Origin of the sequence: Pseudomonas sp. NBRC 111138, from assembly GCF_001320835.1 — a bacterium.
Taxonomy (GTDB): domain Bacteria; phylum Pseudomonadota; class Gammaproteobacteria; order Pseudomonadales; family Pseudomonadaceae; genus Aquipseudomonas; species Aquipseudomonas paracarnis.
In genome coordinates, this window is record NZ_BCBO01000001.1 from 24,187 (window position 1) to 34,054 (window position 9,868).

Genomic DNA, 9,868 nt, shown 5'->3' on the forward strand with positions numbered 1-9,868 from the left:
ATCAAATGTGGGAGCTGGCTTGCCTGCGATGACGGTGTGTCAGTTGGCAGAGAGTGCCTGACAGTCCGCTATCGCAGGCAAGCCAGCTCCCACATTGTGCATCTGTGTGTTCTAGATATCTGCCGGTACCCTCGCCTTCTCCCGGGCCTCTTCCCGACTGACCAGCCCCGAGCCGACCAACGCCTTCAAACTCATATCCAGGGTCTTCATCCCCAACGCCCCTCCCGTCTGGATAGCCGAAACCATCTGCGCCACCTTGTCTTCGCGAATCAAGTTACGAATTGCCGGGGTGCCCAGCATGATTTCATGAGCGGCCACGCGCCCACCGCCCACCTTCTTCACCAGCACCTGAGACACCACCGCCTGCAACGACTCCGACAGCATCGAGCGGACCATGGCCTTCTCCCCGGCCGGGAAGACGTCTACCAGCCGGTCCACTGTCTTTGCCGCCGACGAGGTGTGCAGGGTGCCGAACACCAGGTGCCCGGTCTCTGCCGCCGTCAGCGCAAGGCGGATGGTTTCCAGATCGCGCAATTCACCCACCAGGATCACATCCGGGTCTTCCCGCAGGGCTGAACGCAGGGCCACCGAGAAACTGTGAGTGTCGCGATGCACCTGGCGCTGGTTGACCAGCGCCAGTTTCGGCCTGTGGATAAACTCGATGGGGTCTTCCAGCGTGAGGATATGCTGGCGTCGATGCCGGTTGAGGTCGTCGATCATCGCCGCCAGGGTCGTAGACTTGCCCGAGCCGGTGGGCCCGGTCACCAGCACCAGGCCACGAGGAAGGCGGGCGATACGCTGGAACACCTCGCCCAGTCCCAGGTCCTCCAGGCTTTGGACCTCAGTCGCAATAGCCCGGAACACCGCACCCACGCCGCGATCCTGGCGGAACACGTTCGCCCGGAACCGGGCGACGCCTGGCAATTCGAAGGCAAAATCCGTTTCAAGAGATGTTTCGAAATCCTTTTGTTGATGTTTATTCAGCAAAGGGCTCAATAAGTCGACCACTTGGGTAGCGTTCAGCGCTGGCCCATCCAGCGGCCAAACCTCGCCATCAATGCGCAGCATCGGTGCCAGGCCGGCTGACAGATGCAGGTCTGAGGCGCCTCGGCTTACGCTGGCCGTCAGCAATTGCGTGATATCCATAGGGCTTTCCATTTCCAGTAGAATGCCGCGGACTCCATATCCACGGGCGCATCTTGAATGTCGACGATAGCAGACAACATCGGCCTGGTTATCCAGCGCATCCGCGCCGCAGCCGCCGCCGTGCAACGTGACGCAAGCAGCATCCACCTGCTGGCCGTGAGCAAGACCAAACCCGCGCAGGCGGTACGCGACGCCTATGCCGCCGGGCTGCACGACTTTGGGGAAAACTACCTGCAGGAAGCCTTGGGCAAACAGGCGGATTTGACCGACCTGCCCTTGAGTTGGCACTTCATCGGCCCCATTCAATCGAACAAGACTCGCGCCATCGCCGAGAACTTCGCTTGGGTGCATTCCGTGGACCGCCTGAAAATCGCACAACGCCTGTCCGAACAACGCCCGACCGACCTGCCGCCGCTCAATATCTGCATTCAGGTCAATGTCAGTGGCGAAGCCAGCAAGTCCGGCTGCACACCCGCCGACCTGCCGGCCCTGGCCACGGCGATCAGCGCCCTGCCGCGCTTGAAGCTGCGGGGTTTGATGGCAATTCCCGAGCCGACTGAAGACCGGGCGGAGCAGGATGCGGCGTTTGCCACGGTGCGCGACCTGCAAGCCAGCCTGAACCTGCCGCTGGACACACTTTCCATGGGCATGAGCCATGACCTTGAGTCGGCCATTGCCCAAGGCGCCACCTGGGTGCGGATCGGTACCGCCCTGTTTGGCGCCCGCGACTACGGCCAGCCGTGAAATGGCTGACATCCCTCGAAAATAAGGACCTGTCATGAGCAACACGCGTATTGCCTTTATCGGCGCCGGTAACATGGCGGCCAGCCTGATCGGTGGCCTGCGGGCCAAGGGCCTGGACGCCGAGCAGATCCGCGCCAGCGACCCGGGCGCCGAGACCCGCGAGCGCGTCAGCGCCGAACACGGTATCCAGACCTTCGCCGATAACGCCGAGGCCATCCACGGCGTCGATGTGATCGTGCTGGCGGTCAAGCCCCAGGCCATGAAGGCCGTGTGCGAGAGCCTGCGCCCGAGCCTGCAACCTCACCAACTGGTGGTGTCGATTGCCGCTGGCATCACCTGTGCCAGCATGAAAACCTGGCTCGGCGACCAGCCGATCGTACGTTGCATGCCCAATACCCCAGCGTTGCTGCGCCAGGGCGTCAGCGGTTTGTACGCCACCGCCGAAGTCAGCGCGCAACAGCGTGACCAGGCTCAGGAGCTGCTGTCTGCGGTGGGCCTCGCCGTATGGCTGGAGCAGGAACAGCAACTGGATGCGGTCACCGCCGTTTCCGGCAGCGGCCCGGCCTACTTCTTCCTGTTGATCGAGGCCATGACCGCCGCCGGCGTCAAGCTGGGCCTGCCCCACGACGTTGCCGAACAACTGGCTGAACAAACGGCCCTGGGCGCCGCGAAAATGGCTGTGGGCAGCGATGTCGATGCCGCCGAACTGCGCCGTCGGGTAACCTCGCCGGGAGGCACCACGCAAGCCGCCATCGAATCGTTCCAGGCCGGGGGCTTTGAAGCCCTGGTGGAAACAGCACTGGGTGCCGCCGCACATCGTTCGGCCGAGATGGCTGAGCAACTGGGCAAATAGTCGTCCCTTACCAAGGTAATCAAACATGCTCGGAATCAATGACGCTGCCATTTTCATCATCCAGACCTTGGGCAGCCTGTACCTGCTGATCGTGCTGATGCGCTTTATCCTGCAACTGGTGCGCGCTAACTTCTACAACCCGCTGTGCCAGTTCGTGGTCAAGGCCACCCAACCGCTGCTCAAGCCGCTGCGCCGGGTGATCCCGAGCCTGTTCGGCCTGGACATGTCGTCGCTGGTGCTGGCATTGCTGCTGCAGATCCTGCTGTTCGTGGTGATCCTGATGCTCAACGGCTACCAGGCGTTCACCGTATTGCTGTTGCCATGGGGCCTGATCGGTATTTTCTCGCTGTTCCTGAAGATCATTTTCTGGTCGATGATCATCAGCGTGATTCTTTCGTGGGTCGCGCCAGGCAGCCGTAGCCCGGGCGCCGAATTGGTGGCTCAGATCACCGAACCGGTGCTGGCACCCTTCCGTCGCCTGATCCCGAACCTGGGTGGCCTGGATATCTCGCCGATCTTTGCGTTTATCGTGATTCAGCTGCTGCAGAGCTGGGTGATTCCACGCCTGGCGTACTTTGCCTACATGCCAAAAGAGTTGTTTGGCCTGATCTGACCGATAGATCGTTCCCACGCTCTGCGTGGGAATGCAGCCCGTGATGCTCCGCGTCACAAGGACGGGACGCAGAGCGTCCCAAGAGGCATTCCCACGCGGAGCGTGGGAACGATCACGCTAACCCCGACCTTTGCTTGCCGCTAGGGTCCCCGCTCTTTAGACTTACGCCTCATTTAAACGAGAGCAGGGTCGATGCCAGCTGCCTTCCCCCCCGATTCTGTTGGACTGGTCGTGCCACAAGTGGCGCACTTCAGCGAACCGCTGGCCCTGGCCTGCGGCCGTTCGTTGCCGGCCTACGACCTGATCTACGAAACCTATGGCCAACTGAACGCCACGGCGAGCAACGCCGTGCTGATCTGCCATGCCTTATCCGGCCATCATCACGCCGCCGGCTTCCATAGCGTTGACGACCGCAAGCCCGGCTGGTGGGACAGCTGCATCGGCCCCGGCAAGCCCATCGACACCAACAAGTTCTTTGTGGTCAGCCTGAACAACCTTGGCGGCTGCAACGGTTCCACCGGCCCCAGCAGCCTCAACCCGGAAACCGGCAAGCCGTTCGGCGCCGACTTCCCGGTGCTGACGGTAGAGGACTGGGTGCACAGCCAGGCACGCCTCGCCGACCTGTTGGGCATCAGCCAGTGGGCCGCCGTGATTGGCGGCAGCCTGGGCGGTATGCAGGCGCTGCAATGGACCATCACTTACCCGGACCGTGTGCGCCACTGCCTGGCTATCGCCTCGGCGCCCAAGTTGTCAGCGCAGAACATCGCCTTCAACGAAGTGGCGCGCCAGGCAATCCTCACCGACCCCGAGTTCCACGGCGGTTCGTTCCAGGAAGCAGGCGTGATCCCCAAGCGCGGCTTGATGCTGGCGCGGATGGTCGGCCACATTACCTACCTGTCCGACGACTCCATGGGCGAGAAATTCGGCCGTGGCCTCAAGAGCGAGAAGCTCAACTACGACTTCCACAGCGTCGAATTCCAGGTGGAAAGCTACCTGCGTTACCAGGGCGAGGAGTTCTCGGGGCGTTTCGACGCCAATACCTACCTGCTGATGACCAAGGCCCTGGACTACTTCGACCCGGCCGCCAATCACGATGACGACCTGGCGAAAACCTTCGAGCACGCCACGGCCAAGTTCTGCGTGATGTCGTTCACCACCGACTGGCGCTTTTCGCCAGCGCGCTCCCGTGAGCTGGTGGATGCCCTGATGGCCGCCAAGAAAGACGTCTGCTACCTGGAGATCGATGCACCGCAAGGCCACGACGCCTTCCTGATTCCGATCCCACGCTACCTGCAGGCGTTCAGTAACTACATGAACCGTATTTCGCTTGTGAGAACGCCATGAGAGCCGACCTGGAAATCATCCAAGACTGGATCCCCGCCGGCAGCCGCGTGCTCGACCTGGGCTGCGGCGACGGCGAACTGCTGAGCTGGCTGCGCGACCACAAGCAAGTCACCGGCTACGGCCTGGAAAACGATCCGGACAACATCGCCCAATGCGTGGCCAAGGGCATCAACGTGATCGAGCAGGACCTGGACAAGGGCCTGGGCAACTTTGCCAGCAACAGCTTCGACATCGTGGTGATGACCCAAGCCCTGCAAGCGGTGCACTACCCGGACCGCATCCTCGACGAAATGCTGCGCGTGGGCCGCCAGTGCATTATCACCTTCCCCAACTTCGGCCACTGGCGCTGCCGCTGGTACCTGGCCACCAAGGGGCGCATGCCGGTCTCCGACTTCCTGCCGTACACCTGGTACAACACGCCGAACATCCACTTTTGCACCTTCGAAGACTTCGAAGCCCTGTGTGGCGAGCGTGAAGCCAAGGTGATCAACCGCCTTGCCGTCGATCAACAGCACCGCCACGGCTGGGCGAGTAAGCTATGGCCCAACCTGTTGGGCGAAATTGGTATCTACCGGGTCAGCAGTCCTGGCCTGACCGACCACAAAGTTGCCGTCTAATCATCTTCAAGAGGGACGTTCATGAGTCGTTTGGCTATTTTTCTATTGACCGCATGCCTGGGCGCCAGCGCCATGGCCGCCGACGCTATCGACGCTAATCGCAAAAAAGACTTCGGCGATATCACCGTTCATTACAACACCTTCACTTCAAGCTTCCTGCCACCCGAGACCGCCCAGAAAGTCGGCGTGGTGCGCAGCAAGGAGAAGGGGTTGATCAACGTCACCGTGATCAAGGGCGTAAGCCCAGTGGCCGCGCAAGTCACCGGCACTATCAAGGACCTGGGCGGCAAAAGCGAGATCCTGACGTTCAAGCAGATCGAAGAAAAAGGCGGCATCAGCTACCTCGCGCCCTACTCGGTGACCCAACGGGAATACAAGACGTTTACCATCAACGTTGAAACCGGCGGCAAGGCCCACGGCTTCCAATTCAACCAAGAACTGTTCCCGGCCGAATGATGAACCTTACCCAACTCGTACTCGCCAGCCACAACGCCGGCAAACTCAAAGAACTGCAAGCCATGCTCGGTGAGTCTGTGCACCTGCGTTCGATTGGCGAGTTCAGCCAGGTCGAACCGGAAGAGACCGGCCTGTCGTTCGTCGAGAATGCCATCCTCAAGGCCCGCAATGCTGCGCGTATCTCTGGTCTGCCGGCCCTGGCGGATGATTCGGGCCTGGCTGTGGATTTCCTCGGCGGCGCCCCTGGAATCTACTCGGCACGTTACGCCGAAGGCCGGGGCGATGCCGCCAACAACGCCAAGCTGCTCGACGCCCTCAAGGACGTGCCGGAGGCCGAGCGTGGTGCGCAGTTCGTCTGCGTGTTGGCCCTGGTACGGCATGCCGACGACCCGCTGCCGATTCTGTGCGAAGGCTTGTGGCACGGGCGCATCCTGCACGCGGCCAGCGGTGAACATGGCTTTGGCTATGACCCGCTGTTCTGGGTGCCGGAGCGCAATGTCTCCAGCGCTGAACTGAGCCCGGCCGACAAAAATCAGATCAGCCACCGCGCCCGCGCCATGGCGTTGCTGCGCCAGCGCCTGGGTTTGAAATGACCCAGAACACCTCTGCGCAGCCGCTGATCCACGGTGGCGCGCAAACACCACGGGCGGCCCTGCCCCATCTGCCGCCCCTGGCGCTGTACATCCATATCCCGTGGTGTGTGCGCAAATGCCCGTATTGCGACTTCAACTCCCACACCGCGAGCAAAGTGCTGCCGGAAGAAGAGTATGTGGATGCCCTGCTGGCCGACCTGGACCAAGACCTGCACGCCGTATATGGCCGCAAGCTGAGTTCGATCTTCTTTGGCGGCGGCACGCCCAGCCTGTTTAGCGCGGCTGCACTGGGCCGCCTGCTCAAGGGCGTTCAAGCGCGTATCCCGTTTGCTGACGATATCGAGATCACCCTGGAAGCCAACCCAGGGACGTTCGAACAAGAGAAGTTCGTGGCGTACCGCAAACTGGGGATCAATCGCCTGTCCATCGGCATCCAGAGCTTCCAGCAAGAGAAGCTTGAAGCCCTGGGCCGCATCCACAATGGCGATGAAGCCGTGCGCGCAGCCGGTATGGCGCGCCAGGCCGGGTTCGACAACTTCAACCTGGACTTGATGCACGGCCTGCCCAACCAGTCCCTGGAGGACGCCTTGGGCGACCTGCGCCAGGCCATTGCACTCAAGCCGACGCACCTGTCCTGGTACCAACTGACCCTGGAACCCAACACCGTGTTCTGGAACCAGCCGCCCGCGCTTCCGGAAGACGACACGCTGTGGGATATCCAGGAAGCCGGCCAGGCACTGCTCGCCGAACACGGTTACGCACAATATGAAGTCTCGGCCTACGCCCAACCGGGGCGGCCGGCGCGGCATAACCTCAATTACTGGAGTTTTGGCGACTTTATCGGCATCGGCGCCGGGGCCCACGGCAAGCTCAGCCACCCGGACGGGCGCATTATCCGCACCTGGAAAACCCGTGCACCAAAGGACTACCTCAACCCGGCCAAAAGCTTCCAGGCCGGCGCGAAAGAACTGACCAACGATGAACTGCCGTTCGAGTTTCTGATGAACGCGCTGCGCCTCACCGAAGGGGTTGATGCCAAGCTCTACGCCGAGCGCACCGGCCTCGATCTGGCGAGCCTCGATGAAGGCCGCCGCGACGCAGAACAAAGTGGATTAATGCAGGTCGAACCGTCACGCCTGGCGGCCACCGACCGCGGGCAACTCTTTCTCAATGACCTGTTGCAGAAGTTTTTGAGCTGATAGCTCTTAAGGAAATCGAATGGATCTGGTACTCGACCTGCTCGCCACCGTATCCCGCTGGAGCCGTAGCAACCTGTCGGAAATCTCGTTGGCCCTTGTGGGCTGTTTGCTGGTGCTGTTCGGCGCCGACATCAAGGGCTGGGTCGAAGCGCGCCTGGGCAGCATCGCCGGCGCCTTGCGCGTACCCTTGATGGCCCTGCTGTGCCTGATCGGCAGCGGTGCGGCGTTGATCTACGCCACGCCGTGGATTGTGCGAGGGTTGAGCCAGTTCAATAACTACAGCCTGGCGCCGGTGTTGATCGTGGTGCTGGTGTTGATTGGCGTGGTAGCAGACCGCCGCTGACTCAGCAGGCACTACAAAACAAATGTGGGAGCTGGCTTGCCTGCGATACAGACACCTCGGTGTATCAGTGATACCGAGGTGATGCTATCGCAGGCAAGCCAGTTCCCACATTTGATTGCGTTTCAAGCTGATGACTGTTTAAGCCAGCTTCTCGAATTTCAAATCCCACACCCCATGCCCCAATCGCTCGCCACGGCGTTCGAACTTGGTGATCGGCCGCTCGGCCGGGCGTGGCACGCATTTGCCGTCTTCGGCCAGGTTGCGGTAGCCGGGGGCGACGTTCATCACTTCCAGCATGTATTCCGCGTACGGTTCCCAGTCGGTCGCCATGTGCAGGATGCCGCCCACTTTCAGCTTGCTGCGCACCAGTTCCGCGAAGGACGCCTGGACGATGCGGCGCTTGTGGTGACGGGCCTTGTGCCATGGGTCGGGGAAGAACAGCATCAGGCGGTCGAGGCTGTTGTCGGCGATGCAGCGGTTGAGCACTTCAATCGCATCGCAGTCGTAGACCCGCAGGTTTTTCAGGCCTTGGGTCAGCACACCGTTGAGCAGTGCGCCGACGCCTGGGCGGTGCACTTCCACACCGATGAAATCCTGCTCCGGCGCGGCTGCGGCCATTTCCAGCAGGGAATGGCCCATACCGAAACCGATTTCCAGGGAGCGCGGGGCCGAACGGCCGAACACTTGGTCATAGTCCACCGGCGCGTCGGCCAGGGGCAACACGAACAGCGGCGTGCCCTGTTCCAGGCCCTTTTGTTGGCCTTCGGTCATGCGGCCGGCGCGCATCACAAAACTCTTGATGCGGCGGTGCTTGGACTCGTCGCCTTCTTCCACGGTGTTCGGCGTTTCGTTTGATTCAGTCATCAATAGCTCTTACTTGATCAGACCATCCAGCGGCGAAGAGGCGCTGGCATAGAGTTTTTTCGGCATGCGCCCGGCGAGGTAGGCCAGGCGGCCCGCGACGATGGCGTGGTTCATGGCTTGGGCCATCATGATTGGTTGCTGGGCATGGGCAATGGCCGAGTTCATCAATACGGCGTCGCAGCCCAGCTCCATGGCGATGGTCGCGTCGGAGGCTGTGCCCACGCCCGCATCCACCAGTACTGGAATCCTGGCTTCTTCGAGGATGATCTGCAGGTTATACGGATTGCAGATCCCCAGGCCGGAACCGATCAGACCGGCCAGCGGCATCACCGCGATGCAGCCGATTTCTGCCAGTTGGCGCGCGATGATCGGGTCATCGCTGGTGTAGACCATCACGTCGAAACCTTCCTTGACCAGGGTTTCGGCGGCCTTGAGGGTTTCGATCACATTGGGGAACAGGGTTTTCTGGTCGGCCAGCACTTCCAGCTTCACCAGGTTGTGGCCGTCGAGCAGCTCACGGGCCAGGCGGCAGGTGCGCACGGCTTCGATGGCGTCGTAGCAGCCCGCGGTGTTTGGCAGGAAGGTGTAGCGCTCCGGCGACAGCACTTCGAGCAGGTTCGGCTCGCCCTCGATCTGGCCGAGGTTGGTGCGGCGCACGGCGAAGGTGACGATCTCGGCACCCGAGGCTTCGATGGCCAGGCGGGTTTCTTCCATGTCGCGGTACTTGCCGGTGCCGACCAGCAGACGGGACTGGTAGGTACGACCGGCCAGGACGAAAGGCTTGTCGCTACGAACGATGCTCATGGGAAATCCTCTGGTTGGATGAGGTTCTGCAGAATGCGTTGCGGCCGTGGCGGGCTAGCCGCCGCCGATGGCGTGGACCACTTCGATCTGGTCACCTTCGGTGAGCGCAGTCTCGGCGTGCTGGCTACGCGGGACGATATCCAGGTTGAGCTCCACTGCGACGCGACGCCCGGTCAGGTCCAGACGGGTCAGCAGGGCCGCAACGGTTTCGCCGTCGGGCAGTTCAAAGGGTTCGCCGTTCAACTGAATGCGCATGCCACGGGCCGCCATCGTTTTTAGGGGCCCGCATTCT

At 61.7% G+C, this 9,868-nt stretch carries 13 protein-coding genes; 9 read left to right on the forward strand and 4 right to left on the reverse strand.

All coding sequences use genetic code 11. The features are described from left to right. Positions 1-111 precede the first annotated feature (111 nt). Positions 112-1,146, reverse strand: coding sequence for a type IV pilus twitching motility protein PilT (locus tag APH41_RS00115; RefSeq protein WP_054916912.1), 1,035 nt, complete (start codon positions 1,144-1,146; stop codon positions 112-114). Positions 1,147-1,203: 57 nt separating this feature from the next. On the opposite strand from APH41_RS00115, the gene APH41_RS00120 reads away from it, so the two are divergent. The 9 genes from APH41_RS00120 (at position 1,204) to APH41_RS00160 (ending at position 7,908) form a co-directional block, all read left to right on the forward strand. After that, positions 1,204-1,890, forward strand: coding sequence for a YggS family pyridoxal phosphate-dependent enzyme (locus APH41_RS00120; protein ID WP_054916915.1), 687 nt, complete (start codon positions 1,204-1,206; stop codon positions 1,888-1,890). 34 nt (positions 1,891-1,924) lie between these two features. After that, positions 1,925-2,743, forward strand: coding sequence for a pyrroline-5-carboxylate reductase (gene proC, locus APH41_RS00125; protein WP_054916918.1), 819 nt, complete (start codon positions 1,925-1,927; stop codon positions 2,741-2,743). A 25-nt stretch (positions 2,744-2,768) separates the two neighbouring features. Next, positions 2,769-3,356 carry a YggT family protein gene (locus APH41_RS00130; RefSeq protein ID WP_003195087.1) on the forward strand — a complete coding sequence of 196 codons (588 nt, stop codon included), beginning with the start codon at positions 2,769-2,771 and terminating at the stop codon, positions 3,354-3,356. 192 nt (positions 3,357-3,548) lie between these two features. Further along, the gene (locus APH41_RS00135; RefSeq protein WP_034128945.1) at positions 3,549-4,700 is read left to right on the forward strand and encodes a homoserine O-acetyltransferase; all 1,152 of its coding nucleotides are present in this window, start codon (positions 3,549-3,551) and stop codon (positions 4,698-4,700) included. Continuing rightward, positions 4,697-5,317 carry a methionine biosynthesis protein MetW gene (gene metW, locus APH41_RS00140; protein ID WP_003195091.1) on the forward strand — a complete coding sequence of 207 codons (621 nt, stop codon included), beginning with the start codon at positions 4,697-4,699 and terminating at the stop codon, positions 5,315-5,317. Before APH41_RS00135 ends, metW begins: the two co-directional genes overlap by 4 nt. A gap of 21 nt (positions 5,318-5,338) precedes the next feature. Then, the gene (locus tag APH41_RS00145) at positions 5,339-5,773 is read left to right on the forward strand and encodes a DUF4426 domain-containing protein (RefSeq protein WP_054916920.1); all 435 of its coding nucleotides are present in this window, start codon (positions 5,339-5,341) and stop codon (positions 5,771-5,773) included. After that, positions 5,770-6,366 (forward strand): RdgB/HAM1 family non-canonical purine NTP pyrophosphatase, encoded by a 597-nt coding sequence (gene rdgB / locus APH41_RS00150; RefSeq protein WP_054916921.1) that lies wholly within the window; start codon positions 5,770-5,772, stop codon positions 6,364-6,366. Before APH41_RS00145 ends, rdgB begins: the two co-directional genes overlap by 4 nt. Further along, entirely contained in the window at positions 6,363-7,565 is a 1,203-nt protein-coding gene (hemW, locus tag APH41_RS00155) for a radical SAM family heme chaperone HemW (RefSeq protein WP_054897580.1), read from the forward strand. Before rdgB ends, hemW begins: the two co-directional genes overlap by 4 nt. 19 nt (positions 7,566-7,584) lie before the next feature. Further along, a complete protein-coding gene (locus APH41_RS00160) occupies positions 7,585-7,908 on the forward strand; it encodes a DUF3392 domain-containing protein (protein ID WP_003195099.1) in 324 nt (107 codons plus the stop codon). Between the two features lie 138 nt (positions 7,909-8,046). On the opposite strand, the gene trmB is transcribed toward APH41_RS00160, so the two are convergent. Genes trmB through thiS form a run of 3 tightly spaced genes read right to left on the reverse strand, consistent with a single transcriptional unit; the run spans position 8,047 to position 9,831 of the window. Further along, positions 8,047-8,772, reverse strand: coding sequence for a tRNA (guanosine(46)-N7)-methyltransferase TrmB (trmB, locus tag APH41_RS00165; protein WP_003195101.1), 726 nt, complete (start codon positions 8,770-8,772; stop codon positions 8,047-8,049). Positions 8,773-8,781: 9 nt separating this feature from the next. Next, positions 8,782-9,576, reverse strand: coding sequence for a thiazole synthase (locus APH41_RS00170; protein WP_054897581.1), 795 nt, complete (start codon positions 9,574-9,576; stop codon positions 8,782-8,784). 54 nt (positions 9,577-9,630) lie between these two features. Continuing rightward, positions 9,631-9,831 carry a sulfur carrier protein ThiS gene (gene thiS, locus APH41_RS00175; protein ID WP_020301926.1) on the reverse strand — a complete coding sequence of 67 codons (201 nt, stop codon included), beginning with the start codon at positions 9,829-9,831 and terminating at the stop codon, positions 9,631-9,633. Positions 9,832-9,868 lie beyond the last annotated feature (37 nt).

Coding starts and splice junctions, on each gene's coding strand:
- APH41_RS00115 (WP_054916912.1), bottom strand. CDS start 1,146: ATGGATATCACGCAATTGCTGACGGCCAGCGTAAGCCGAGGCGCCTCA.
- APH41_RS00120 (WP_054916915.1), top strand. CDS start 1,204: ATGTCGACGATAGCAGACAACATCGGCCTGGTTATCCAGCGCATCCGC.
- proC (WP_054916918.1), top strand. CDS start 1,925: ATGAGCAACACGCGTATTGCCTTTATCGGCGCCGGTAACATGGCGGCC.
- APH41_RS00130 (WP_003195087.1), top strand. CDS start 2,769: ATGCTCGGAATCAATGACGCTGCCATTTTCATCATCCAGACCTTGGGC.
- APH41_RS00135 (WP_034128945.1), top strand. CDS start 3,549: ATGCCAGCTGCCTTCCCCCCCGATTCTGTTGGACTGGTCGTGCCACAA.
- metW (WP_003195091.1), top strand. CDS start 4,697: ATGAGAGCCGACCTGGAAATCATCCAAGACTGGATCCCCGCCGGCAGC.
- APH41_RS00145 (WP_054916920.1), top strand. CDS start 5,339: ATGAGTCGTTTGGCTATTTTTCTATTGACCGCATGCCTGGGCGCCAGC.
- rdgB (WP_054916921.1), top strand. CDS start 5,770: ATGATGAACCTTACCCAACTCGTACTCGCCAGCCACAACGCCGGCAAA.
- hemW (WP_054897580.1), top strand. CDS start 6,363: ATGACCCAGAACACCTCTGCGCAGCCGCTGATCCACGGTGGCGCGCAA.
- APH41_RS00160 (WP_003195099.1), top strand. CDS start 7,585: ATGGATCTGGTACTCGACCTGCTCGCCACCGTATCCCGCTGGAGCCGT.
- trmB (WP_003195101.1), bottom strand. CDS start 8,772: ATGACTGAATCAAACGAAACGCCGAACACCGTGGAAGAAGGCGACGAG.
- APH41_RS00170 (WP_054897581.1), bottom strand. CDS start 9,576: ATGAGCATCGTTCGTAGCGACAAGCCTTTCGTCCTGGCCGGTCGTACC.
- thiS (WP_020301926.1), bottom strand. CDS start 9,831: ATGCGCATTCAGTTGAACGGCGAACCCTTTGAACTGCCCGACGGCGAA.